This window comes from Microcoleus sp. POL10_C6, assembly GCF_036701585.1.
GTDB lineage: Bacteria > Cyanobacteriota > Cyanobacteriia > Cyanobacteriales > Microcoleaceae > Microcoleus.
In genome coordinates, this window is record NZ_JAUBRB010000027.1 from 1 (window position 1) to 24,815 (window position 24,815).

General features: G+C 45.5%; 24 protein-coding genes. 13 read left to right on the plus strand and 11 right to left on the minus strand.

The genetic code is table 11. The annotated features are described in order from the left end of the window. Positions 1-314: 314 nt before the first annotated feature. From QUA34_RS16595 to QUA34_RS16615, 5 genes are all read right to left on the minus strand, one after another. Entirely contained in the window at positions 315-503 is a 189-nt protein-coding gene (locus tag QUA34_RS16595) for a hypothetical protein (protein ID WP_333330918.1), read from the minus strand. Positions 504-678: 175 nt separating this feature from the next. Then, the gene (locus QUA34_RS16600) at positions 679-810 is read right to left on the minus strand and encodes a hypothetical protein (protein ID WP_333330914.1); all 132 of its coding nucleotides are present in this window, start codon (positions 808-810) and stop codon (positions 679-681) included. Next, positions 807-1,445, minus strand: a complete 639-nt coding sequence (locus QUA34_RS16605) for an IS1634 family transposase (RefSeq protein WP_333388446.1) — start codon at positions 1,443-1,445, stop codon at positions 807-809. Before QUA34_RS16605 ends, QUA34_RS16600 begins: the two co-directional genes overlap by 4 nt. Before the next feature lie 18 nt (positions 1,446-1,463). Beyond that, positions 1,464-1,751, minus strand: a complete 288-nt coding sequence (locus tag QUA34_RS16610) for a DUF4277 domain-containing protein (RefSeq protein ID WP_333388317.1) — start codon at positions 1,749-1,751, stop codon at positions 1,464-1,466. Positions 1,752-2,243: 492 nt separating this feature from the next. Further along, a complete protein-coding gene (locus tag QUA34_RS16615; RefSeq protein WP_333330910.1) occupies positions 2,244-3,158 on the minus strand; it encodes an alpha/beta fold hydrolase in 915 nt (304 codons plus the stop codon). A gap of 182 nt (positions 3,159-3,340) precedes the next feature. Here QUA34_RS16615 and speB point away from each other — a divergent pair, with 182 nt between their 5' ends. The 10 genes from speB to QUA34_RS16665 all read left to right on the plus strand — a co-directional run bounded on the left by speB (position 3,341) and on the right by QUA34_RS16665 (position 14,233). Beyond that, complete coding sequence (speB, locus tag QUA34_RS16620; RefSeq protein WP_333388320.1) at positions 3,341-4,270, plus strand: agmatinase; 930 nt, start codon at positions 3,341-3,343, stop codon at positions 4,268-4,270. Between the two features lie 133 nt (positions 4,271-4,403). Beyond that, a complete protein-coding gene (locus tag QUA34_RS16625; protein ID WP_333388323.1) occupies positions 4,404-4,961 on the plus strand; it encodes a thioredoxin family protein in 558 nt (185 codons plus the stop codon). A gap of 134 nt (positions 4,962-5,095) precedes the next feature. Then, on the plus strand, positions 5,096-5,896 hold the full coding sequence (gene modA / locus QUA34_RS16630; RefSeq protein ID WP_333388326.1) for a molybdate ABC transporter substrate-binding protein: 801 nt from the start codon (positions 5,096-5,098) through the stop codon (positions 5,894-5,896). A 127-nt stretch (positions 5,897-6,023) separates the two neighbouring features. Beyond that, positions 6,024-7,844 carry a molybdate ABC transporter permease subunit gene (modB, locus tag QUA34_RS16635; protein WP_333388329.1) on the plus strand — a complete coding sequence of 607 codons (1,821 nt, stop codon included), beginning with the start codon at positions 6,024-6,026 and terminating at the stop codon, positions 7,842-7,844. A gap of 97 nt (positions 7,845-7,941) precedes the next feature. Next, on the plus strand, positions 7,942-8,340 hold the full coding sequence (msrB, locus tag QUA34_RS16640; RefSeq protein WP_333084305.1) for a peptide-methionine (R)-S-oxide reductase MsrB: 399 nt from the start codon (positions 7,942-7,944) through the stop codon (positions 8,338-8,340). 131 nt (positions 8,341-8,471) lie between these two features. Continuing rightward, complete coding sequence (pyrH, locus tag QUA34_RS16645) at positions 8,472-9,200, plus strand: UMP kinase (RefSeq protein ID WP_333076369.1); 729 nt, start codon at positions 8,472-8,474, stop codon at positions 9,198-9,200. Then, a complete protein-coding gene (gene frr / locus QUA34_RS16650; protein WP_333161226.1) occupies positions 9,187-9,735 on the plus strand; it encodes a ribosome recycling factor in 549 nt (182 codons plus the stop codon). The genes pyrH and frr overlap by 14 nt, the downstream gene beginning before the upstream one ends. Positions 9,736-9,906: 171 nt before the next feature. Then, the gene (locus QUA34_RS16655) at positions 9,907-10,212 is read left to right on the plus strand and encodes a hypothetical protein (protein ID WP_333388333.1); all 306 of its coding nucleotides are present in this window, start codon (positions 9,907-9,909) and stop codon (positions 10,210-10,212) included. A 191-nt stretch (positions 10,213-10,403) separates the two neighbouring features. Then, positions 10,404-10,856, plus strand: coding sequence for an NADAR family protein (locus QUA34_RS16660; protein WP_333084307.1), 453 nt, complete (start codon positions 10,404-10,406; stop codon positions 10,854-10,856). Between the two features lie 371 nt (positions 10,857-11,227). Beyond that, positions 11,228-14,233 (plus strand): GAF domain-containing protein, encoded by a 3,006-nt coding sequence (locus QUA34_RS16665; RefSeq protein WP_333388335.1) that lies wholly within the window; start codon positions 11,228-11,230, stop codon positions 14,231-14,233. Between the two features lie 7 nt (positions 14,234-14,240). On the opposite strand, the gene QUA34_RS16670 is transcribed toward QUA34_RS16665, so the two are convergent. Both QUA34_RS16670 and QUA34_RS16675 read right to left on the minus strand, forming a co-directional pair. After that, complete coding sequence (locus QUA34_RS16670) at positions 14,241-15,017, minus strand: pentapeptide repeat-containing protein (protein ID WP_333388338.1); 777 nt, start codon at positions 15,015-15,017, stop codon at positions 14,241-14,243. Between the two features lie 260 nt (positions 15,018-15,277). Next, the gene (locus tag QUA34_RS16675; protein WP_333084313.1) at positions 15,278-15,922 is read right to left on the minus strand and encodes a pentapeptide repeat-containing protein; all 645 of its coding nucleotides are present in this window, start codon (positions 15,920-15,922) and stop codon (positions 15,278-15,280) included. A gap of 1,082 nt (positions 15,923-17,004) precedes the next feature. Between QUA34_RS16675 and QUA34_RS16680 the strand changes: the two genes are divergently transcribed. Then, positions 17,005-17,442: a helix-turn-helix domain-containing protein gene (locus QUA34_RS16680; RefSeq protein WP_333084315.1), complete on the plus strand. Its 438-nt coding sequence runs from the start codon at positions 17,005-17,007 to the stop codon at positions 17,440-17,442. Positions 17,443-17,738: 296 nt separating this feature from the next. Here QUA34_RS16680 and QUA34_RS16685 read toward each other — a convergent pair whose 3' ends face one another. Beyond that, a complete protein-coding gene (locus QUA34_RS16685; protein ID WP_333084317.1) occupies positions 17,739-18,095 on the minus strand; it encodes a metal-sensitive transcriptional regulator in 357 nt (118 codons plus the stop codon). A gap of 179 nt (positions 18,096-18,274) precedes the next feature. Here QUA34_RS16685 and QUA34_RS16690 point away from each other — a divergent pair, with 179 nt between their 5' ends. Next, the gene (locus QUA34_RS16690; RefSeq protein WP_333388341.1) at positions 18,275-19,516 is read left to right on the plus strand and encodes an HhoA/HhoB/HtrA family serine endopeptidase; all 1,242 of its coding nucleotides are present in this window, start codon (positions 18,275-18,277) and stop codon (positions 19,514-19,516) included. 357 nt (positions 19,517-19,873) lie between these two features. Then, on the plus strand, positions 19,874-20,524 hold the full coding sequence (locus QUA34_RS16695) for an RNA ligase family protein (RefSeq protein ID WP_333330880.1): 651 nt from the start codon (positions 19,874-19,876) through the stop codon (positions 20,522-20,524). A gap of 242 nt (positions 20,525-20,766) precedes the next feature. Here QUA34_RS16695 and QUA34_RS16700 read toward each other — a convergent pair whose 3' ends face one another. The 3 genes from QUA34_RS16700 to QUA34_RS30225 form a co-directional block, all read right to left on the minus strand. Continuing rightward, positions 20,767-21,981: a glutathione S-transferase family protein gene (locus tag QUA34_RS16700; RefSeq protein ID WP_333388345.1), complete on the minus strand. Its 1,215-nt coding sequence runs from the start codon at positions 21,979-21,981 to the stop codon at positions 20,767-20,769. A gap of 124 nt (positions 21,982-22,105) precedes the next feature. Next, entirely contained in the window at positions 22,106-22,675 is a 570-nt protein-coding gene (locus QUA34_RS16705) for a hypothetical protein (RefSeq protein ID WP_333388347.1), read from the minus strand. Positions 22,676-22,686: 11 nt separating this feature from the next. Further along, a complete protein-coding gene (locus QUA34_RS30225; RefSeq protein WP_445242827.1) occupies positions 22,687-24,756 on the minus strand; it encodes a hypothetical protein in 2,070 nt (689 codons plus the stop codon). Positions 24,757-24,815 lie beyond the last annotated feature (59 nt).

Consider the following 24,815-nt stretch of genomic DNA (forward strand, 5'->3'; position numbering starts at 1 on the left):
ATTGTTGAGCAATAACTTGCCCGGTGTTGAAAGGCAGGTACTTTTAGATGCGATCGTTTTTTAGTCTAAACTCCAGTAGACTTAATTCACAACAAGAAATAATCAAGCCTACAGGTGAATGTCAATAAAATTTCTATCGCCAACCGTTCAGATATCAAATTAAAAACTTATTGAATTCCTTGAATACAAACGGTATGAATAAATTGAAAAGTTGGGAATTTCCAGCGTAGAGCAAGTTGTTTTTTTCCTTTGGGTAACTAATTTTTGAGTTGAGAATTTGTGAGTTGCAAGTTTTGACGTAGTAACCTTTGATCTCAAGTATAAACCAACAAACACAAACCCATTATCAAAGTTAATGCCTCTATTCTTTCCGGCGACTTGAGGAACACGCTATTCGTAAAAAATAGGGGGTCTTTCAAAAATCCCAGCCCTCTCTCTGCTGCCTGCTGTTCCTTATATTTCACCATCATTTCATCAGGATTTAATTTTGATACATCCAGCACATTAGTAGCTAAGATAAATCGGCCACTAGCTTTGGTTATGCGGGCGATAGCACTAGCATCTAATTCCAGTTTGGCTTAAACTTTAAATATCAAGCTAGAGCTAGAATTTTCCTGAAAAATGGTCAAATCAGTAATTGGTCTTCCTGTCGCTTCTAGAGTGCTGCTTTGAGTTAAATTATGACATTTTAGTTGTTGGGATAAACGATTTGCTGCTGACTCCAGCATCGACCATACAAGCAAATTCAATAATTGATAAACCTTGCCCCTTTTTTTGACCCTCAATTTCAGGTTTTTTGATTTTTTTCATTCCTTAACTCGGTCAGCATCACGACGCAAACTACTCTCTATTATTAACCATTTTTGTGTAAGTTCACCAGAATTAGTTTTGTGTTTTGACCAAGTATATCCCGTCTGAGAAATATCCTGCAATTCTGATTCATTTAATTGAGATACCATTGGCTGCCCTTTTTTCAGGCTTAGTAGTACACGAGTTAACCATCTTAAATTGGTTAAGATTTCTAAATTTGGAGCGGTATATAATGCACTGTCAGCTACCATTAAACTGTCGAGATTTAATGGTAGTTTAAAGTCTTGACAAATTGAGGCAAATATGGAATTATCTGATTCGTTCCCTGAAGCTACTCGCAAAAATAGTGGTACATCTTTGTCTCGACTACAAATTAGGTCTAAAATGAATTGTTTTAAGTCGGGATTTGGCCATTGAGAGTAGCCGTAGGTGATCTTAATTGGTATTGGGGGTGTTTGATGGTTGATTGATGAATTATCTGAGCGATTGCCTTCGATTTCTGTGTGATAAAAAGATACTGATGGCAACTCTTGTTCATATTTTCTATGTAGATCAAATGAGCTTGAGTCTAAGTGAGATGTGTCGATATTTATCGGGAATTTTTGAGCCGCTGACAGGGCAATGGTTGTGAATATTTCGGTAAGTTCGGTTCTTTATAATTTATCTAGTACTCTTCCTAAACGGTCATCATTCAGATGTGATGCTTGAATTCCTGGCCCAAGTAAATGTTCTATTGCTTTCCCTTCAAAAAATTTATAGAATAAGTATAGTCGGGCGGAAACCAACCCTAATCCATTGATAATCATGGCTTTGACTACCAGGCCGGGACTGACTATCTCGCCCGGTTGTTCGCCTACTAATTCATTGATTTTTTGGACAATTCCTAGGTCATTAATTAGACCTGCTACTAAGCCTAGATGGTCTAAGTTTTCTACTGTCATGTCAGATGCTTTCTGCATGGGCTGCTGAATTCTGATTTGAGCGTTCATCGCGATCGCAAGTTTACGCTATTCTTGGTGATGATTGACTATGGTTGCCATCGCAATTAACGCATTTTCGTCATCAATCAGGTAACAGTGAGGTAATAAACTTGGTTTGTGACGATCGCAATTTTAACCTACATCAGATTTAACTCACGCCCTCACGTCTATTATCAGGAATGCTTAACTAGGTGATGCGAGCGTGACCGAAATAATTGAGTATTTTTACTCACTATTGTCTGGGATGATTCACTTTTACCCCCTCAATGCGCGTATGTGCCAGTTGGGGGTGCGGAATGTGGGGTGTAATATCACTTCCGGCTGCACTCCTTATAATACTGAGGACACGGCACTGCCGTGGCCTAATTTCTTCTTCCTACTTCTTCCTTCGTGTTCTTCGCGTCTGGGCGGTTCAATCAAACCAATTCTTCCGGCACCAAAGGAGCAAATGCACTAATTTTCTGCAATTACCGATCGCTCTTTAATCCAATCAAGTAAAATAGGATTGACCAATTCCGGCGCTTCATCTTGCGGGCAGTGTCCCACTCCCTCCAAAGGAATAAACTTTTCAACAGCCGGAAACTTTGCCAATTCTCGGCCCAATGCGATCGGCTCCCAAGGGTCATCCGTACCCCACAAAATCAAAGCCGGACAGCTTAAAAGCGGCAACAAATCCTCCGGTAGCGGGCCTTGAGAATAACTGATAAATGCTACGAATACTTCGACTGCGCCGCTGTCTTTAGCAGGTTCCAGCAGCATATTTACCAGTTCGTCGCTGACAGCTTCAGGACGGTGATAAGCTTGCAAAAGCACTTTTTTTACTGTTTTTGGCGTTGCTAATTGTTTAAAAAATAATTGACTTATCCACTTGACATTTAAAACTTTTTGTGCGATTGGCGCTCCAAAACTGCGATACCAAGGCAATTCGGCGCGTTTGCGATCGTGCAGCAACCGCAGGGAACAATTGAGTAAAATTACGCCAGAAGCAATATCGGGAAAATCCACAGCCGCTTGCATAATTGCCACACAGCCGATCGAATTTCCCACCAAAAAAGCCGGCCCGCCCGCAACTTCCCGACAAAAATCAGCAATTAGCTGTCCCCAAGTTTCAAAAGTATAGTCAATTTCAAGCTTGGGCGCGGGTTTAGCAGAACCGCCAAAACCGATGAGGTCGATCGCATAACAGCGGCAATCAGCAGCCAGCGCCGGCAAATTCTTGCGCCAGTGGCCCCAAGACGCACCAAAACCGTGAACAAACACCACCGCAGGCCCCTGGGAACCCGCAGCCTGGTAGCAAATCGGAAAGCCTTTCCACAGCCAAGTTTGAGGTGCAACAGCAGTTGACGAAGTGGGAGTAGAAGATGTCATACGATTTTAGATTTTAGATTTTAGATTTTAGATTGGGCATGGGGCATAGGGCATAGGGCATAGGGCATTGTCAACAGTGCCAACTGCCAACTGCCAACTGCCAACTGACTACTTTGCAGTTAGAGCCGATATTATGTCACGATTAAACCTGCTGACTTCTTTGCTGTATTAAAATTTCCCTTATGCCAACGATCGTTTCCACTGCCGTCGTACCGTTTCTGGGGTCGGAAATTGTACCCGACTACGACACCGCCAAAGTAGTTATCTTACCAATTCCCTACGAAGCTACCACCACTTACCGCCGGGGGTGCGAAAACGGGCCCGCTAAACTTCTAGAAGCTTCTCATCAACTCGAGTGCTACGACGAAGAATTGGACTCCGAAGTTTGCTACGATGTCGGAATTTATACACAAGAGCCGATCGCCGATACCCGCAACAGGCAACCAGTTTCATCCTCAGAAATGCTGCGAGTCACCCAAGCAGCAGTCTACCAGCTAGTTACCGAAAATAAATTTGTCATCTCCCTCGGAGGCGAACACAGCATCACTGCTGGCGTTGTCGAAGGTTATCGCCAAGCATACCCAAACGAACCTTTCACAGTCGTGCAAATCGATGCCCACGGAGACTTGCGGCACGAGTACGAAGGCTCGATTCACAACCACGCCTGCGTGATGCGGCGTATTGTCGATATGGGCTTACCGACACTGCAAATCGGGATTCGGGCTATCTGCAAGGAAGAAGCCGACTTGATTAAAGCAAAACAGCTAAACGTGATTCGAGCTCGCGAAATCGCTACTCAACCAGATTGGGCCGATCGGGCAATTGCCAGCATAACAACTAAGCGAGTATTTTTGACGATCGACTTAGACGGCATCGATCCGACTTTAATTCCAGGGGTGGGAACACCGGAACCGGGCGGGTTAAATTGGTATTCCCTCACCGCGTTTTTGCGCCGCATCTTCGAGTCCTACGAAGTAATCGGGTGTGACATTATGGAATTAGCACCTATTGTAGATTCTGTAGTCTCAGAATTTACCGCCGCCAAATTAGCATACAAACTTATTGGATACCAAGCCCTGGCTCAAGGTTGGCTAAAGCCAGACGAGGAATAAATCGCGAAGTACGAATCACAATAGGCTGTTGGCAAGGCTAGAATTAAGTTAAAGCCAAACAACAGCCAATTTTACTCGTGCTGACAGTTTCATCTTTCATGCTGGCAAATACTGCTCTTCACCTCCTGAAAACATGAGTTTACTAATGGATACAACGGGTACTCCCATTAACGGCTATGCTCCCGATTTTGAACTGCCGGGAGTGGACGAAGAAGTTCACCATTTAGCTCGATATTTAGAAAAATTTCGGGCGATCGCGGTGATATTTATGTGCAATCATTGCCCTTACGTGCAGTTGTATCTCAATCGCATGAAAGAACTTCAAGCAGATTTTCAAGATCGAGATGTTACTTTAATCGGGATTAATGCTAATGATGCAAATCAATATCCCGACGACAGTTTTGAGAACATGAAAATTTTTGCCGCCAACAATCAACTCAACTTCCCGTACATCCGAGATGTTGCTCAAGATGTGGCTGAAAGTTTTGGGGCTTCTAAAACCCCGGAGGTTTTTTTGTTAGACCAAGACGGCAAACTGCGCTATAAAGGTTTAATTGACGACAACGCTGACGATCCGGGGGCGGTGCAGGTTTCTTATCTGCGGAGTGCGATCGACCAATTGCTCAACAGTCAACCCGTTGAGCCTTCAACTACAGAGGCGATAGGCTGTTCCGTCAAATGGCGATCGTAGTCATTAGTCAGCAGTCATCAGTCATTAGAAGATGATAATCCTGGACAAACAGCATCTACTTGTAAGGTGTGCGGGGCGCACCTTACTACTGCAGATAGTGTAGATCGCCCTAGGGCAAATTATAATACAGCCTTGTGGAAAGAAAACGTATTTTCAACTCGATCGTCGCAGCCGCTGTAGCGCTGACACTGCTGATTGCTTGGAACTTGCTTAAAAGCGTTTCCCCAACAACAGCACAGAAGCAAACGTCTTTAAACGTATCCGCTGCTATCAGTCTATCGAAAGCTTTAGGGGAAATCAAAACTGTTTATCAAAGCAGTAATCCGAATTTTACTATTACTTATAATTTTGGTGGTTCCGGTGCTCTAGAACAGCAAATTCAGCAAGGCGCCCCGGTAGATGTATTTTTCAGCGCCGCCACCAACCCAATGGATGCTTTGCAGCAATCCAACCTGCTAATTAACGACACGCGCCACAATTTGCTGACAAATCGCCTAGTTTTGATTACTCCCAAAAACGGTGTTGCTTTGAGCGATTTTAAACAGTTGACAGATGCCAGAATCAAGAAAATTGCGATCGGCGAACCCAAGAGCGTACCTGTGGGACAATACGCTCAGGAAATGCTAACTAAGCTGGGATTGTGGCAGCAACTTCAGCCAAAGTTAGTGCTAGGAAATAACGTCCGCCAAGTGCTGACATTCGTCGAAAGCGGTAACGTTGATGCTGGCATAGTTTACACGACTGACGCCACAGCCTCCGACAAAGTAGCCCTACGGCTAACGGCTGCCGAAAATTTGCATTCGCCCATTGTGTATCCGCTGGCAGTTATTAAAAACAGCCGCAATCCCGCTGCCGCAAAAGCGTTTGTTGACTTTTTGGCGGGCGATCGAGCTAAAATAGTATTTCAGAAATACGGATTTGGGATAGTTCAATAATTAGGCGTAAAAACTATAAATCTTCAGAAACCATTCTTCACTTCCTTCGTGTTCTTCGCGTCTTCGCGGTTCTTTAAAAAAAAACTCCTTCACAAATCATTTAAGACTGCGATAGTTAATCCCAAATATGGAATTTGACTTATCTCCGCTCTGGATTTCTCTTAAATCATCTGCAATTGCCACATTTTTTACTTTCTTTCTGGGAATAGCCACCGCCCGGTGGATGCTTTCAACTCGCATCAGAGGTAAAGCTTTGATTGAAGGCATTTTAATTTCTCCCTTAGTTTTGCCGCCGACAGTAGTGGGATTTTTGCTGCTGCTGCTGTTTGGGAGAAATGGGGCGATCGGTGAATTTTTGCTACAATTCGACTTAACTATAATTTTCACTTGGCAAGCCGCCGCCATTACTGCCACAGTTGTATCATTTCCCCTCATGTACAAAACTGCTTTGGGAGCTTTTGAGCAAATTGATGCCAATCTTCTCAATGCTGCTCGCACTTTGGGAGCATCGGAGTGGCAAGTCTTTTGGCGGATTATGTTGCCGCTAGCATGGCCGGGAATTTTAGCAGGAACTATTCTCGCATTTGCTCGCGCTTTGGGTGAATTCGGCGCGACGTTGATGTTAGCGGGGAACATTCCCGGACAAACTCAAACTATTCCGATGGCAATTTATTTTGCTGTGGAAGCAGGGGATATGAGGCAAGCTGCTATTTGGGTTTTGATTATTCTGAGTATTTCTTTGAGCGTGCTAACTGCTGTTAATTTTTGGACTGATTTACAAAGGAGATCGCCCAAACCAAATTCGAGCCAAAGACTGCAATCAAATCTTCCTAAATTCGCGTCTACTTTTACCACAAAATCCAAAAAAAAACAACCAGAAAGGGGACTTTTTTTAAACATCTTCAAACCTCTTTCCAGCTTTGCCTTGGATGTCGGTTTCGATATCGGCCCGGAAGTGCTGGGAATTTTGGGCGCGTCGGGTTCTGGTAAAAGCATGACTCTGCGCTGCATTGCTGGTTTGGAAACTCCCAGGAGCGGTAAAATTGCAGTCAATGGCAGGGTTTTATTTGACTCAGCACAGGGCATTAATGTACCTTCTAAAGACCGCCGCATCGGTTTTTTGTTTCAAAACTATGCTTTATTTCCTCACTTGACTGTGGCTCAAAATATTGCGTTTGGCTTGCAGCATTTATCTGAAAGCGAGCAAAAACTTCGGGTAAAAGAACAGCTAATTTCGGTGCAAATGTCGGGACTGGAAAACCGCTACCCGCACGAACTTTCGGGGGGCCAACAGCAGCGGGTGGCTTTGGCGAGGGCGATCGCCCCTTCTCCCGAATTGCTGCTGTTAGACGAACCATTTTCGGCTTTGGATACTCACTTACGCAGTCAACTGGAACGCGAGTTAATGCAGACTCTGGCTAATTATCGGGGCGTTACTTTGTTTGTCAGCCACAATTTAGAGGAAGTTTACCGGGTGTGCAAAAATCTATTGGTGTTGGCAGAGGGAAAGCCGATCGCCTTTGATACAAAACAGAACATTTTCGATCGCCCTGGCAACTTCACTGTCGCCCAGCTGACGGGCTGCAAGAATTTCTCAGCAGCTAAACCGATCGCAGAAACTCTCGTGGAGGCGATCGACTGGGGCTGTACTCTGACTGTAGTCGAACCCATTCCCAAATCTCTAGTTTCTGTGGGAATTCGGGCTCATCAACTGAGTTTTGTTAGTGGGTGCGATCGTGAAAATACTTTTGCTTGTTGGATCGCCTCGACTGTGGAAACTCCGCACCGGGTGACATTATATCTCAAATTGCACTCGCCTCCCAATGATTCCCAAGATTATCACTTGCAAGCCGAAGTTTTTAAGGAAAAGTGGAGGGCTATTAAGGACAATCCTTTTCCCTGGTATGTTCATATCGAGCCAATTAGGTTAATATTAATGGAAGCCTGAGTTAACAAGCAATATACCGTTAACCGTCAACACTCAACAGTTAACAGTTAACCGTCAACACTCAACAGCTAAATACATCTTAACCAAACATCAAATCATGCCTGAAAAAGTTAAAAAAACCGACGCAGAATGGCAACAACAACTCACGCCAGAACAGTTTAAAGTCACCCGCAAAAAAGGAACGGAAAGAGCTTTTAGTGGCGAATATCACGACAACAAAAAACCAGGAACTTATAAGTGTATTTGCTGCGGCACTGAGCTATTTAAATCAGAAACCAAGTACGATTCCGGTACCGGTTGGCCGAGTTTCTACGCTCCAGTTAGCGAAGAAAATGTCAAGTGCGAGTCGGATAATACCTTGTTCATGCGCCGAACAGAGGTACTGTGCGCTGTTTGCGACGCTCATCTCGGTCACGTATTTAACGACGGCCCGAAACCTACCGGTCAGCGTTACTGCATGAATTCTGCTGCTCTTAATTTCGTCCCCAAGGATTAAATTTAGTCAACCGTTCTCAGTCAAGTGTTCTGGAACAGACTTTTGGGTCTGTTCCGGGCAATTGATGTTCAAAATGCACCCGTACTGCTATCTTATGGTGGAGGCAAAAAGAGTAAAAAAATAGTGGCGGCATGGGGATGGTATATCAGCGAGTTTTGCTGAAGCTCAGCGGTGAAGCGCTGATGGGCAGCTTGGGCTACGGCATCGATCCGATAGTCGTTCAGTCGATCGCCCAGGAAGTGGCCAAAGTCGTGTCCCAAGGCATTCAAATCGCGATTGTTGTCGGTGGTGGCAACATTTTTCGCGGGGTGAAAGCTGCTTCGGCAGGGATGGATCGGGCAACGGCTGATTATGTGGGCATGATTGCTACGGTGATGAATGCTATCACTTTGCAGGATGCCCTGGAACAAGCAGGAGTGCCAACGCGGGTGCAATCGGCGATCGCCATGCAAGAAGTAGCTGAACCCTACATCCGGCGGCGGGCAATTCGCCACCTAGAAAAAAAACGAGTAGTGATTTTTGGTGCCGGTTCTGGCAACCCTTTTTTTACTACTGATACTACAGCCGCTTTGCGGGCTGCTGAAATTGATGCAGAGGTGATTTTTAAAGCTACTAAGGTAGATGGGGTGTACGATTCCGACCCCCACCTCAACCCCAACGCGCGCAGGTATCAAACCCTCACCTATGCCCACGTCTTGAATCAAGATTTGCGGGTGATGGACAGTACGGCGATCGCCCTTTGCAAAGAAAATAATATTCCTATTATGGTATTTGACCTCTCGGTGTCGGGCAACATCTACCGAGCTGTAATGGGAGAATCTATTGGAACTCTTGTCGGAGGTTTTTGTGAAGTTAGCTGAAGCAGAAGATCATATGCAAAAGGCAGTTGAGGCTACTCAACGGTCTTTTAATACTATTCGGACGGGACGCGCCAACGCCTCTCTCCTCGATCGAGTCATGGTAGACTACTACGGCTCTCCAACTCCGATCAAATCCCTTGCCAACATCGGCACCCCGGATGCGACTACGATCACCATTCAACCGTTTGATCGTACAGCGCTTACCTCGATCGAAAAAGCAATTTCCCTGTCCGATGTAGGACTCGTACCCAACAACGACGGTTCAGTTATTCGCTTGAACATTCCGCCGCTGACGAGCGACAGACGCCAAGAATTTGTCAAAATGGCTAGTAAGTTTGCTGAAGAAGGTAAAGTTGCAATTCGCAATATCCGCCGCGATGCCGTTGACTCGATTCGCAAGCAGGAAAAAAGCAGCGATATCTCTAAAGATGAATCCCGCGACTTGCAAGATAAAATTCAAAAGCTGACGGACAAGTACATTGCCAAAATAGAAGAAGTTTTGGCAGCCAAAGAGAAAGATATCACGACTGTTTAGGGAATGGGAAATTGGGCAGGGGGAATAGGAAGAGTTTTGAGATTGCCGAGATACGGCCGCGAACAACGAGCAGACGCTTAATGATTTGTGAGTTGTGAGTTAAAAACTCAAGATTTAACACTCATTAACTTACCAATTCCTCCTGCCCCATGACCAATCACCCATTACCAGTTGTCCGCTGAAGGAATTCGTCCTGCCATTGTTAGCGGATTTAAGGTTGCTGAGGCGATCGATCGAGCTCTAGGAGGTGCCGAAGACGCTAAGGAGCCGTCCACTCAATCGATCGCCCAAGAATGGAACACTCATATGATTTGGGCCAGTCGCTTGGCTAGAGCATTCTATCAGTTTACAGGAGCTGCTTACAGAGCGGGGGTCAAATTGCCGATGACTACTCAGTTGATGAGCAAAATTTTGTGTGGCGAACTGCGTTATGCCGATATCGCTAACCGCCCTCTTAAAAAGCTGATGCCGTTTTAGAACGAAGGAAGTTCGGCAACGGATTTAACGCATGGATTTTGAGGGAAGAAAGAAGAGAGAATCTTCTTAAATCCCAATTCCTTATTCTCAATTCCTCATCCCCAATAGCGGTAAGGTGCGCCCCTAAGCACCCTAGATAATTGGATTTCGCGTAAATCCTGTAAAATTTAAAATCTAAAATCTAAAATCAAATGATAATTTATTTTTATAAAGTAGAGGAGCCTTACGGCTGCTTTTCTAATTTTTCACTACACGACATTTCTCTGCACGGTCAATATTGGTTGACTGTGGAACATTACTATCAAGCCCAAAAATTTGTCAGCACAGATAAAAGATTAGTGGCGGCGATTCAAGCCGTAGCAACTCCTCAAGAAGCCGCTAAATTAGGTCGCGATCCCAAGCACCGGATTCGTGCTGATTGGGAAGCAGTGAAAATTCCCATTATGCGCGAAGCAGTTTTAACTAAGTTTCTCACTCATACAGACATTCAAGCTATTCTTCTTGCCACAGGGGATCGAGTGATTGTCGAGGATTCGCCAACGGATTACTACTGGGGGTGTGGCTGCGACAGAACCGGTCAAAATCATTTGGGTAAAATTCTGATGAGCGTGCGCCAAGAAATTAGTCAGGGCCAGGGGCGCTGAGAGAAACTCAAATTCTTTCGTTAATTATCATTATATGAAGTTCTACAACAAATGTCAAGTTATCCTAACAATGAAGAATTTTCATAGTGAAAGTTTAAGATTGCGAGAAATTTATAAGAGCATTAAAATAATAATAATTATTTGCTTAACTCGCTCTGCCTGTTGAAGGCAAGGATTAAACTGGCGCGATCGCAGATTTTCCTTACGCCAGTGCGCCAGAGGCGATACACCGTCGTCTGTCTACGTTGCGCTAGCCATTAATTGTACAGATCGGTTGAGTCAAAAACTCAGGGTAAGGCATTTGAGTTGGCTCGCGACCACAGCACCTCAAAACTTCTTATTATCATTGTATTAAGTACAAAAGGAGATTTATGCACCTCAGAGAAAATACGCAAGAATTACATTATAAACTAGATAGAGAAGTTTTGATACGGCGGATAACAGAACGCATCCGCCAATCTCTAGAATTAGAAGATATTTTAACCAGTACGGTAGCAGAAGTGCGGTCTTTTTTGAAAACAGATCGCATTATGATTTACAGGTTTAGTGCTGACGGCAGTGGAGAAGTTGTTGCTGAGTCAATTAATAACAACCATCTTCCTTCCTTGAAAGGGCTGCACTTTCCAGCAGACGACATTCCCGCGAGCGCCAGGGAGATGTATGTCACTTTGCGCCAGCGGACAATAATAGATGTTAACTCAGGGACGATCGTTCTGAGTCCCCTCGATGCTGCAGACACCGGTCAACCTTTAGCAAAGGAAGAGATGCACTACCGAGCGCTCGACCCTTGCCACACAGCTTACCTGATGGCAATGGGAGTCCAATCTTCCTTAGTCGTGCCGATTTTGCACCGCAGGATAGCGTCGGAAAACAGCAAAACAGATATCTGCGAGGCGGCCACGTGTCTGACTCGATACGAGCCAGGAAATAATCAAAAAATTCACATCGAACTGTGGGGACTTTTAGTGTCTCACCACTCCGCGCCTCTCAATATTTCACCAGCAGATTTAGAAGTAGTTCAGCTCGTATCAGATCAATTGTCTAGCGCTATAGCCCACGCACTTCTCCTCGAGCAAACCCGCTCTCAAGCGGCCCGCGAAGCTACCGTGAGCCGCATAGCAGCCCTGTTATATGGTCACGTAAACATTCAACTGCAACAGGGTTTAGAAGCCACCGTCACCGCTTTGGGCGGCAGCGGTGGCAGACTCTATCTCAACCCGCCGAAAATCAACGGTGAAAATTTATCCGCTCCCAAGATTGAGGGAGGATTGTCAACTGCCCCGGCCCACAGTGATGCTACCTTTGAACTGTTTACCACAGGAGAACAACCGACACTTCCCAACTGGGAAAAAGTTAAGGCGCTCGAAGCTCATCCCCTCTGGCAGGAATGGCTAACCAAAGGATTTAAAAATACTGAAGAAATTCCCAAGATTTCAATTTTTCCTAACTGTCAATTCCCAGTTTTGATAATTACCGACTTATACAAAGAACCTCTATTTAGAGTTTTAGTTCCCGCTTTCCAATCTACTAAAATTAGGGGTTTGCTGGTAATTCCCCTCCACTACAAACAACAAGTAGTTGGCTGTTTGACCATTTTTCGCAATGCAATTGATACCGAAAAAATGTGGGCGGGGCGCTTTGACACCAGCGCTGCACAAACCCTTCCCAGACAATCCTTTGAAGTCTGGCGAGAAATAAAAAAAGGTCAGTCGCCCGAGTGGAAGTACGAGGAAATTGAGCAAGCTTTAGCTATAGGCAGCCAATTTTGTTCGGCAATTGGGCAGTACGTTCTTTATAAAGAAGTGCAAACCCTGAATGCCAACTTGGAGCGCCAAGTTCAAGAACGCACCGCCCAATTGCAACAATCCTTGGACTTTGCCAAAGTATTGACGCGAGTTAGAGACCAGATTCGCAGCACCTTAGATTTAAAAATAATACTGCAAACTATTGTGCGAGAAGTCAGAGTTTTGTTGGATACCGATCGCACGGTAATCTACCAATTTGCGGCCGACAAACAGGGCGAGGTAGTTGTCGAAGCTGTTTGCGGCGAGTGGCGATCCATCTTAGGTATCACATCTCCACAAGAATGCTTTCCCGAAGGCTCAGACTGCTTTTATCGAGCCGGACGGGTGCGAGCAATTAATGATATTTATACTGAGGATTTAACACCCTGTCACCGCGAATTTTTGGAAGAGTTGCAGGTGAGAGGAAGTTTAATTGTGCCAATGAAAGGCAAAGATTCCCAATTGTGGGGGTTGCTGATTGCCCATGAGTGTTCGGGACCGAGAGTTTGGCACACAGCAGAACAGGAATTGGTGCAACATTTAGCGGCTCAAGCTGCGATCGCCATTCACCAAGCAGAACTTTATCAAGAAAGTCTCAATGCAGCAACTGCCGATCGATTAAAAGCCGAACAGCTAGCTAAAACCCTCACAGAACTGCACAATACCCAAGCCCAACTGATTCAAACCGAAAAAATGTCGAGTCTCGGACAACTCCTGGCCGGAGTCGCCCACGAAATCAATAACCCCGTTAACTTTATCTACGGCAATCTGTCCCACGCCAGCGAATACACCAAAGATTTACTCTGCTTGGTGGAACTCTACCGCCAGCACTACCCCAATCCCAACCCAGAAATTAGTGAGTGTTCCGAAGCCATCGACATCGAATTTCTTGCCGAAGATTTGCCAAAAATTTTGGGTTCCATGACAGTCGGAGTTGAGCGCATCCGCCAGTTAGTTGTATCTTTGCGTAATTTTTCCAGGAGCGATCAAGCCGAGAAAAAAGCCGTTGACATTCACGAGGGCATCGACAGTACCCTGTTGATTTTGCAGCACCGGATCAAAGCCAATTCTGATCACAACACCGTAGAAATTATTAAAGAATATGGCAAGTTGCCCTTAGTAGAATGCTATGCCAGCTCGCTCAATCAGGTATTTATGAATCTGATCGGTAATGCCCTTGACGCCCTAGAAATGGGGAAAAAAGAGCGAGTTATGAATCTTCCCTTTAAAGCGGCAAGTGCAGCGGCGACACATTTAAGCTCCCAAATACGGCCTATCGAGTCAGAAGATATAAATGCCACCACCGAGTGTTTGATTCCTGATTTCCCCTCTCCTTGCATTCGGATTCGCACTGAATTAATCGATGAAAAAACGGTAGGAATTTGCATTGCAGACAATGGTCACGGCATCCCCAAAGAGTTAATCTCTCATATATTTAATCCGTTTTTTACTACTAAACCCGTAGGTCGGGGCACGGGTTTAGGACTGTCTATCAGTTACCAAATTGTAGTTGAGAAACACCAAGGCGTACTTAAGTGTGTTTCTGTACCCGGTCATGGTACAGAGTTCTGGATCGAGATTCCCCTGAATTAGGCAACCGTCAAGGCAAGATTAGCTTCACCAGCACAGAACCGATCGAACCGAGGAGACTCATAAAGTCGCCGCGGCTGGAAGTGCGGGGTTCCGTAGGCTTTTGACGTGCAACAATGGCTTCGCCTAACTGCTTTGACAACTCCTGACCTTGGGGATTTCCTTGATCTGCAAAGAGTTTGTTTGCTATTGCAGCGTCTTGAGTCGCGCCGGCGAAGTCTCCCAAGTCAGCGCGAGACATACTGCGCGCAAAATAAACGGCGGCTAAATCCGATTTCAGATTCAGCGCTTGATTGTAATAATCAATGGCGTTTCTGTAGTTTCCTGCTTGAGCTTCCAGCACTCCCAACCGGTAGAAGTCTTCAGCGGTGCCGATATTGGTTGGCATTCCTCTAACTCCGAGCAGTTGCGCGTTAGTTAAATTGGCGCCTTGCAAATTGGCGTCGCTGAGATAGGCACTTCTCAAGTCAGCACCGCTGAGGTTGGCACCGCTGAGGTTGGCCCCTGTCAGGTTGACGCCAAACAGGCTGGTGCCGCTGAGGTTGGCACCGCTGAGGTCAGCCCCGGTAAGGTTGGCTCGACTGAGGTTAGCCAACCTCAAGTCAGCACCTTTGAGATTGGCTCCTGTTAAATTGGCTAAAACCAAGCCCGCACTGCTGAGGTCGCAGTGGGGGCACTGTCGGGTGGCTAGTAATTGTTGCGTGTGTTGGATGTTCTCGGCGGGTGCAGGAGCGATCGGGGCGATCGCGCTCAGCAGCGTTACAGCAGCGAGGATTCTGAGTTTCATTTTAACCGTCCAAAATCCAAAATATTAAATCTAAAATAGCTTTTCTCGAAGCAATTGAAAATCACCATAACACAAGTTCAGCTAACAAATCTTTTGACTTGCCGTATGTAGGAGTTCTGGGCGCCATCAGCACCCTAAATTGAAGTTATCCGCCTTACCTTAGTGTCAAATAAAGATTTCGCTGCCAATAAATTAGGGTAATGAAAACCTCATTACCCTTTAGCCGCTGTTCTCGGCAACCATAAAAATTAACAAATAAATTAGTCGTGAATCGTGCCGTCGGGCATCGTTGTACCCTTAAGATATACTCCGCTCAGGTTAACTTTTGTAAGGTTTGCTCCTAACAGGTTTGCTCCGCTTAAGTCTGACGCACTTAAAATCGCTTCAGTCAAGTCTGCCCTAATTAGACTCGCCCCCATTAAGTCAGCTCCGCTAAGGTCTACTTTGCTCAAGTTTGCGCCAATTAAATCGCATTCTGTGAGCACCGCCCTACGCAAGTTTACTCCGTAAAGATTTACTCCGTGCAAGTCTGCACGGCTGAGTGTTGCCCGAGATATGTTGGCTCCAATTAAAGTTGCTTGGATCAGGGAAGCTCCGCTCAAGTCTGCTTTGCTGAGATTTGCTCCCATCAACTCAGCTCGATTCAGGTTAGCTTCAAGTAAAAGTGCTTCTGTGAGGTCTGCTCCACCTAAGTCTGCTTTGCTCAAGTTAATCTTGCACAAATTGGCTTTGCCAAAGTTGACTCTGTTGAGTTTGGCTTTGCTGAGATTGGCTCCAATCAGGTCGGCTTCATACAGATTGGCTCCAATCAATTCTGCTTCGTAGAGGTAGACCTCGTGCAGGTAGACCCCGCTAAAATTTCTTTCTCCTATTGCGTATAGCTTGAGCAGTTCGTCAACGTTCATTGTGGCTTCTCTACACCTTTTAAATGAAGAATACTGTCAGCAAGCTGGTTGCACCGGATGTTCTGCAATTTTAGATTCTGAAATATTCACACCCTGGGTGAAACTTCCCTGAATCTGCAAGGTTTGAGTATAAATTAGAGGGTTTGGTGAGGGTGAAGGACAAAGCTGCATTCTCTTTTCCCTTTGGTTAAACATTAACCTTTAAAAATTTTAACCACAAGTTCGATCGCACTTCCCAAAGATTCTAGGTGGAAAGTCCGATCGATCAAACCCATAACTTTTTGTGCATAGTTGAGTTCACTGAACATAAGTGTGATATAGATCACTGATCGATGTTAGTAGTATCACATAGAACACCCCCTTTCGATCACAGCAGGCAGGAAAAAATAGCCGATACTCATACTGTAATGCTGAAAAATTGACAATACCACCCTAGTCGTGTTTTACTCAAATTGCGATAAAGTCAGTAGTTTCACAGATACTTGCCCGCTTGCTGTGAAAGTCGGTTGCAACGTCACTCGCCGCTACCCACTCCGGGTGATGAGAGTGTTGATGTATCAAGATTTCTCACACAGCGAAAGCCAGAAATGCACTTCTGGGAGTAGGGGAATGTCTGTATAAAAATGCGATCGCTGGTGTACAGACATTCCCCTGTTTGCTAGCACCTAATGGCTAAAAATCGCTTATACGTTCGCAAAAAATACCAATAAATACCAGGAAAACCATGATAAATGTTTAACAATAAGAGAATAAATGGTATTCCTTAAGAGTCACCTATTGCCGGTAATGTTACAGTCGATCCGTTCACTGCTATCACTATTAGCAATGACGCTTGTCCATCAAATACAAAAATGATCCAGAAACCTGGTTTTTTACCCACAAAAATCATGGCAACCTTGCTCCAGGTTAAAATAATCCGGTTTCTGAGCGTCTGACTGCCTCCAGGAAGGAAAAAGTTTAATGAGAACGATCGCTTTTGTATTGCTTCAGGGCAAACAAAAGGTCAGCATTTAGGATTGGAGCAGCTTTCGCTCCCTTGTCAAACAAAGGTATTGTAGAACGCGAATCGTGAGGTAATTGATATGGCTGGAGTATGTAAACTTAGCATCACAGAGACAAGTGAAGAGCTAAAAAACCTGTTAACTGAACAAAAAACGGCAAGCGGCTTTCAAAAAATTCAAGCACTTTACCTGTTCAAAATTTGTCATGTTAAGACAGTTAAAGAATTGGCAATGACCATTGGGGTAAATCGAATTACAGTGCAGCGGTGGCTGAGAAAGTACCGATCTGATGGACTAGAAGGACTCCTCGAAACAAAGCACAGCGGCGGCCGCAAGCCGGCCATTCCTCCGCTGGCACGCGCTAGTTTGGCAATGCGCCTCAGCGACCCCCATAAAGGCTTTAAAAGCTATGGAGAAATTCAAGAGTGGTTGCAGCAGGAATATAGCATCGAGGCTTCCTATAAAGCCGTTTACGCAACAGTCAGATACCAGCTAAAAGCTAAGCTGACGAAAGTCTAGACTGTGCATACCACGTCGGATTAAGCACCGATTATCTAATTGTTTGTTGTCAGCTTTTGAAGAGTTTGAGGAGTTGCGTCATCACGACAAACCGGACTAATTCTTTTTTAACAAAACTCGCTCTCATAAACTGCGGAGCATATAAATTGTATGTTGTGGCAATGGGGTGAAGGGGAGAAGATTTGATGCTTTTCCCGGGTTTGTGAAAGATGCTTAAAAAATTGCTTAGAAAGCATAACTTGCAAGTTTTGTCTAATTTGCAAGTTTTGTTATATGGATGGAAAAATTGGCAGCGGCTAAGGCAAAAACCGATCCAAAGCCGCTTTCAATTCTTCGATTTCCGTATCGATATTACCTTCTTTAGCGGCTCGGGCAATGCACTCGGTTAAGTGTTCGTCAAGAATGATTCTCGCTACGCGATCGAGCGCGCCTCGCACCGCAGCAACTTGCACCAGAACTTCGGGACAGGGACGGTTTTCTTGAACCATTGTTTTAATGCCGCGGACGTGCCCCTCAATCCGAGACAAGCGATTTACCAGCCGTCGCATCGATTCTTCATCGTGATGGTGAGGGTGGACTGATTGATCGTCGTGATGGTGGTGGTGGGAATTTGAGGGCAAGGATTTGTCAGTAGAAGTATCAGATATAATCATTGGGGTTACGAGGGAAATTTTTAAAAGTTAGAATTCAGAATATGTTGAGTTCGTGCGGGCTCGTGACTCATGTATTGTAACTGTCTAAATACATTTAGGATCTTCATAATGGCAGATTATTGAGTCCGCACGATCGCACACCTTTACCAGACTAACCCAGACTAACAAAGATTGACGCTATGCGACTATTTAAGTTTTTTCGGCCCGCACCTCGAATCGGTGCTCGTTGGTTCGCCCTAATTTTAGGAATGACGATCGCCCTGAGTGCGTTAGCAATCAATGCTGCACCCGCTGCCGCTGATGGCAGCAATCCGCCCAACTTACAGTTCCAGAGTTTCCCACCCACCGCCGCGAATCCCCAACTGTTAGCGCTGCGGAGTCCTGAACTCCCAGGAGATACCGGCAGTTTTGTGACCGCCGCTGTCGATCGAGTCGGTCCAGCAGTTGTTCGCATTGATACCGAGCGCACTGTCAGCCGCAACATTGATCCCTTAATGGAAGACCCCTTCTTCCGCAGATTTTTGGGAGAAGATTTACGGAGCATGACCCCCAGACAAGAACGCTTACGCGGTCAAGGTTCCGGCTTCATCATCGACAAAAGCGGGATTGTTTTAACCAATGCTCACGTAGTTGACAAAGCCGATCGAGTGACTGTCACCTTAAACGACGGCAGGACATTTCCAGGAAAAGTGCAAGGTACTGACGAAGTAACAGATTTGGCTGTTGTCAAAATTAATACCAAGGAAGTTAACTTGCCCGTGGCAACGTTAGGAGATTCAGACGCGGTGAAAGTAGGAGATTGGGCGATCGCCGTGGGCAACCCCCTGGGATTTGACAACACCGTCACCTTGGGCATTATCAGCACCCTCAAACGCTCCAGTGCAGCCGTCGGCATTCCCGACAAGCGACTCGATTTCATTCAAACCGACGCAGCCATCAATCCCGGCAATTCCGGCGGCCCCCTGTTAAACAGCAGAGGAGAAGTGATTGGCATCAACACGGCGATTAGAGCCGATGCAATGGGTATTGGGTTTGCGATTCCGATCGACAAAGCCAAGGCCATCTACGCGCAGTTAGCCAAGGGAGAACAAGTCAGCCATCCGTTTTTGGGAATTCAGATGATTGCTTTGACTCCTGAAATGGCCAGAGAGAATAATTCTGACCCCAATGCTCCTTTGATTGTCCCCGAAGTTAAGGGAGTGTTAGTGATGAGAGTTGTGCCAAACACCCCTGCTGAGAAAGCAGGGATTCGCAAAGGGGATGTGATCGTTCAAATTGAGGGTGAGGGAGTGACTGAGCCCGAACAGTTGCAAAATTTGGTGGAAAACAGCCAAATCGGTCAAATTCTGAAACTGAAGGTGCGCCGCGGTGCCCAGATTAAAGAAGTAGCAGTTCAAACTGCTCAATTGCAAGATTTTTAGAAGTGAAGAGGAAGGGGGGAAACTGTTAAATACCACATAAAGTTGGTAGTGAGGATTTTAGTCAAATCTTAATATGTTTAGGTAAGCTGTTGTGCATTTAAATTGTATGTTGAGGGCGGGTTCTCCTGCCCCTCACAAAAGTGAAAAACTATTTTACCATGCAATTTAAATGCACACATAGCTTAAGAGCGACTAAAATCCTCACTATAAAGGAGTTTTATTATATCAAATCCGTTAGCATCGGAATAGTGAATTCGAGTTGACTGTTGACTGTTGACGCCGTGAACAGTCAACAGTCAACAGTCAACAGTCAACATCATTCCCGTGTAACCGGAAATGATATTATGGGTGATTGATATGACACGAGTTCAACTTGCCTATCCCAAAATTCCCGATAGTAAAAATTGCCCTAATGAACAATGTATAGCTTTTGAGAAATACGATGGCACTAATTTGCATTGGGTTTGGGAAGTCGAACTTGGTTGGTATGCTTTTGGTACGCGACGCAGTAGATTTGATTTGGATGAGATGGGAATTGCAGAATTTAATGCTGCACATCCAGGTTTAGAAGCAGCACCGGAAATATTTAAAAGGGACTTTGCTAGTCCCTTAGAGTCTATATTTCGAGAGAATGAAGAGTATCACTGCGCTGAAATTACTGTGTTTACAGAGTTTTTTGGTGCTAGCTCGTTTGCGGGAATGCACCAAAAGGACGATCGCAAACAATTGGTGCTTTTTGATGTGGAAACCGAGGGCGGTATGGTTGTTCCCGATCGGTTTATTCAGGATTTTGGTAAATTAAATATTGCGCGAGTAATTTATCGTGGCAAACTGACGGGCAAGTTTATGGACGATCTTCGCAAGGGGAAATACGGTGTGGATGAAGGTGTTGTGTGCAAGGGAGGCCGCAATGCTAATAATCTGTGGATGGTGAAGATTAAGACTGATGCGTATATGCAGAGATTGCAGCAAGCTTTTCAGGATGATTGGGAAAATTACTGGGAGTAATATAAAAGCTTTGACTTTCTCAAGTTACACAAATTTGGTATTTTTGAACCAATACTCAATGGAACTACTGCTCGATCAAATCCTCGATCGGTTTATGAATGATTTGCAATCGCTATAGATACTTTCATAGACAGTATTTATGCTACTTTAATACTACCAATGGTCGCACATCGATCGAGCAGATAGCAAGCTGATGAAGTAGAGCAGCAGCAACGCCGATTCCGTCTGATTCCGATCGCCCCCTATGCAAAATTAGCCGGATCTTGATCTCGCCGATGCTTCAGCAGAATCGGAGAACCTTGACCATCACCCACCAAAGCCGCCGTTTCCTCCAACGCTTCCCTCAATCGCTTGGCCGCGTAGATGGACATATCGCGGGGCACATTCACCCGATCGCGCAAATACCGCAAAGCCGCATCAGAACCAGCCGGCGGCGTACAAACTTCGCCAGTCATCATCAAAGTTAAAGCACAACGCAAAGCCTCATCGAATAACTTGTCATCAGCAGGATTGACTCGAACGATGTTGCGCTGGTGCTTAATGACGCGGTGAAGTGCTTCAGCGCGGGAGGTTTCCGGTTCTGGATACATCACATCCGGCAGTCCAGCCCAAGGCCCATTATCCACGCGGGCTTTATTGACTAGCATCTGAGGTTCGCCGTTTTCATAACACCCGCCCATCTGAGGCGGTAAATCGTGGACGTGGGTGTGAAAATCGCTCTGAGTGCCGCGATAGGTAGGGCGGGTTTCCATTGCCGCAAACCAGTCAGCAAAGCGCGGGTTTTCTTCCCGCATCGAGTAGCCTTTGTAGTAGTAAAGACTGGCATTCATGCGTTCCACGTAGGGCGTAAAGATCACATCCGCAGTGCCAAATTCATCGAGGAAATAAGGCCCCGGAGTGCTAGCCAAGGCCTTTTCTACCTGGGCGACGACGCTGATAAATTGGTTGCGGTTGTGCTGTTCTACTTTGGCTGAACTTGCTGGGTAGCACAGCCAAGAGCACCAAGCCCTAAACAGCAGTCGCTCTAACCGTCGCATGGGTATTACTGCGGGGTTTTCCATGCCCAAACCCAAGGGGCCATAGACTCGTTCGAGGGCGATTAAGATATCATCGCTTTCAGTGATGATGCGGCCGTCTAGTTCGATCGCCGGTAGCATTCCCGATGGAACTTTGCGCTTGTACCAACTTTCCTTTTCCCCATAGCAGAACATAGTAACTTTGTCAATACGGTAGGGAATTTGTTTTTCTTCCAGCCACAGCCAGATTTTTTGGCAGTAGGGACACCAAGCATGGTTATCGCGGTACAGGGTGACTCGCACATCGGATTCGGTTTTACCAAAGAGGCGCAAGCAGGCTTGAGCGTTCGTTGGCCCGTTGACGCGATCGACTTCAAAGTCTGTGAGGGCTTCTAATTCTGTCCAGCTTAGGGGGGTGGCGATCGTGGCGGTGGATGTCATAGGTGAATTAGTGCTGATGATGGTTGTCAGAAATATAGACTAAATGTATATCGTTTCTCAGTCGCGATCGTCCAGAAGCCAAGGGCAAATTTGCCCTTGGCTTCTATTTTTCACTGGCTATACCCTACTTAAATAAATAGGTTTTTAGGAGAGCAACCAGCCAGATAATGACTGCGATCGCTACATAGCCAAGCCCTGCAAAAACGATGATGAACTTCGGTATAGCACACCACCGAGCAATCTGAGGCCAGGGACTTTTTACAGCGCCGCGAAGCATTTTCTCAAGCGCGAAATTTTCAGTTCGATCCAGTAGCGCTGCTAGCCATTGCGCCCAAGCCAGTAGAATCGCTAAGTTGTACTCCAAAGTTCCAGGCGCGTGCAGCTTATCAGCAGCCATCACACAGCCTAATGCGATCGCCGTTGAATAAGCCATTAGAAAGAAATTATCCCAGTACAGGCTGCTTAAAGCATCGTTGACTTCCCCCTTCTCCCAGGAGGCAATAATCGCGCTAGCTTTCTGCTCATTGCCTGCCAATGCAAGAGAAACAATACCACAGGGAGCTTTACCGGAGGTTTTGAGCGATCGCTGGTTTGTCTTTGGTGCCAATCCCAAAATCAGAGCAACCAACAGTCCCAATACTAGCCAATCAGTTAAACCACTGGGGATTAAATGGAGTGGATGCCACAATTGCATTTTCTTGCCTCCTACAGTTTTGGGGTCACTCGTAGTACAGGATTAGGGCGTGGAGTTTCTTCGTCAAGAATAGACGAATCACCCCAAACTTCCACCAAGTCCTGAATCTGCTTGACGCGAGCCAATGCTTTGTTGCACCAAGCCGTGGAGCGACGGTAGGGATATTTATCCTTCTCATCCTGCTGCTGCTCTTTCACCAGCGTCTCGCAGTTGAAACTATTGTCTTGCAACACCTTTTCCATGTTTTTGAGTTCAGTCTCCAGTAGTCCCATGAGTACCTGAAAACGCACCCATTGATGATGTTCCAACTTAAAATCATTTACTATTTTTTCTCCAGCTATCTCCCCCTTTTCCATCACTCGCTTGATAATTTTCTTGTCCATAGACAAATTCAGTCCACCTTCAGCTTTATCTAAACGAACCTGCACCACCCGTTCCCTGTAACTTGGCAGCATCGATTGGGTGTTGTCGCGGTAGTTTTGCGCTGTTAACCAAATTGCCCGGATAAAATCGCTCAACTTGGAAATTTCTGCCCACACCTGAACTGGGGGATCGTTTGCCTTGGAAAGGTAAATTGATTTATAGAGTTCATCTCTATCCACATCCAACGTATCTAATTGCCCGCCCAGGTTTTCTATATCTGGATTGGTAACGACGCTGACAGCATCTGCCTGTATCTGAGTCTTATTTTCGTCCTTCTTAAATGCCTTGGGTGGCAGGGAGGTAAGGTTGATTCCAAAAGTCGGGCGGCTTGGCAACCACTCATCAAAAAGGTGGATCGGAAAGTTGCTAGATATGCCTCCGTCACTAAACCAGTTCCGTTGCAAACACTGTTTCCAATCCTTCTTGGTGAAATCGAGCTTTTCTTTGCGTGGTTTGCCTTTTAAAGCATGGTAATTAATCGTGTAGAGAGGAACTGCACCGATTAATATAGGAAAGCTGAGGCTCATCCGCATCGCGACTACCACTGGCAAATTGTCCGCTTCAGGCAAGAAATAAAAACCTTTAGGCAACTCCACCCTGTCACTTCGGTAAGCACATCGCGTCATATATTCTACGACGTTCGACGGGAATAGCTTGTCAAACTCGTCCTTATTAAAAATAAAAAGCCGGTTGTCGAACGGCAGTATATAGGGTTGATTGTGACTCAGGTTAGATGTCACCAGCTTGAGGTCAATGGGGTTTTCCTTGTGCTTTTGCTTTAGCTTTCCAAAGGTAAGTGGCTCACCCTTTTCATCGATTCCGGCAACATAGTTGATTTTGGCAGTCAGCCAATCGGTCAGCGCCGGGTGTTTAGATGGGGGATTTTTTCGAGATGGGGGATTTTTTAGGCCACTGCACATTCCAAAAAAGTTATTCGGCACTTCTTTAGTGAGGATGTTGTACAGATCGTAGACGCCAACACCCAAACTACCAATCCACTGCCCTATCCAAGCAAATGATACGCTCAGTAGCAGCAAGAGTATAATAAAGCTCCCTCCGCTTAAACTATCACCCGTAAACTGAGCCACTAAAAAAAATACTACAAGAGAGAACCCTGATAAGAACAACGCCAGGATTAAACCGATGACCAATCCTCTACGCGATCCGAGTGCGAACATCATCTGGTGTTTAGAGCGAAAAGTTTTGCGAAGAAATCGAGCAAATTGGAAAAAGCCCAAGAATTTTTGCAGCGGACTAGGCTTTTCAGGGTTTGTTTTTTCCGTTTCCTCTTCCTCTTGTTTTTTACTCTCGATAAAAACAGCGTACAGGGTATCCATTAAGGGTTGAGTTTCTTCGGAAGGTTGAAATAGGTTGCGTAAGAAGTTTTCTTCTTGGCTAAGTTGGTTGCTTATCTCCTTGAGCTTTGTAAAGCCTCCCGTGTCCCGTCCGTATTCTGCTGCTGCTGTAACTGCTGCTGCGATCGCTCCTGCAGAAGTGCCTCCAATACTACGAAAGCGATACTTTTCTGCAAGCTTTAGGACAATCGGAGGATAAACAATTCCACTCGTCACACCCCCTTTCATGACTAAATCACATTCTTCTTGTTTATCACCCATACACTCTAATTTTTCAGTTGCATTCCCAAACTCTCTTTGCATGATACTTCTCCTTTAAAACAAACTAAGACGACTTCTTCATTATTTACCAAAGAGTCATA

Bases quoted from the DNA above. Each gene is read 5' to 3' on its own strand.
- speB (WP_333388320.1), top strand. From the start codon at position 3,341: ATGCCAACGATCGTTTCCACTGCCGTCGTACCGTTTCTGGGGTCGGAA.
- QUA34_RS16665 (WP_333388335.1), top strand. From the start codon at position 11,228: ATGCACCTCAGAGAAAATACGCAAGAATTACATTATAAACTAGATAGA.
- QUA34_RS16610 (WP_333388317.1), bottom strand. From the start codon at position 1,751: ATGACAGTAGAAAACTTAGACCATCTAGGCTTAGTAGCAGGTCTAATT.
- QUA34_RS16670 (WP_333388338.1), bottom strand. From the start codon at position 15,017: ATGAAACTCAGAATCCTCGCTGCTGTAACGCTGCTGAGCGCGATCGCC.
- QUA34_RS16615 (WP_333330910.1), bottom strand. From the start codon at position 3,158: ATGACATCTTCTACTCCCACTTCGTCAACTGCTGTTGCACCTCAAACT.
- pyrH (WP_333076369.1), top strand. From the start codon at position 8,472: ATGGGGATGGTATATCAGCGAGTTTTGCTGAAGCTCAGCGGTGAAGCG.
- QUA34_RS16680 (WP_333084315.1), top strand. From the start codon at position 17,005: ATGGCTGGAGTATGTAAACTTAGCATCACAGAGACAAGTGAAGAGCTA.
- QUA34_RS16685 (WP_333084317.1), bottom strand. From the start codon at position 18,095: ATGATTATATCTGATACTTCTACTGACAAATCCTTGCCCTCAAATTCC.
- QUA34_RS30225 (WP_445242827.1), bottom strand. From the start codon at position 24,756: ATGCAAAGAGAGTTTGGGAATGCAACTGAAAAATTAGAGTGTATGGGT.
- QUA34_RS16695 (WP_333330880.1), top strand. From the start codon at position 19,874: ATGACACGAGTTCAACTTGCCTATCCCAAAATTCCCGATAGTAAAAAT.
- QUA34_RS16600 (WP_333330914.1), bottom strand. From the start codon at position 810: ATGAAAAAAATCAAAAAACCTGAAATTGAGGGTCAAAAAAAGGGGCAA.
- QUA34_RS16625 (WP_333388323.1), top strand. From the start codon at position 4,404: ATGAGTTTACTAATGGATACAACGGGTACTCCCATTAACGGCTATGCT.
- QUA34_RS16700 (WP_333388345.1), bottom strand. From the start codon at position 21,981: ATGACATCCACCGCCACGATCGCCACCCCCCTAAGCTGGACAGAATTA.
- QUA34_RS16690 (WP_333388341.1), top strand. From the start codon at position 18,275: ATGCGACTATTTAAGTTTTTTCGGCCCGCACCTCGAATCGGTGCTCGT.
- QUA34_RS16660 (WP_333084307.1), top strand. From the start codon at position 10,404: ATGATAATTTATTTTTATAAAGTAGAGGAGCCTTACGGCTGCTTTTCT.
- QUA34_RS16705 (WP_333388347.1), bottom strand. From the start codon at position 22,675: ATGCAATTGTGGCATCCACTCCATTTAATCCCCAGTGGTTTAACTGAT.
- QUA34_RS16675 (WP_333084313.1), bottom strand. From the start codon at position 15,922: ATGAACGTTGACGAACTGCTCAAGCTATACGCAATAGGAGAAAGAAAT.
- msrB (WP_333084305.1), top strand. From the start codon at position 7,942: ATGCCTGAAAAAGTTAAAAAAACCGACGCAGAATGGCAACAACAACTC.
- modB (WP_333388329.1), top strand. From the start codon at position 6,024: ATGGAATTTGACTTATCTCCGCTCTGGATTTCTCTTAAATCATCTGCA.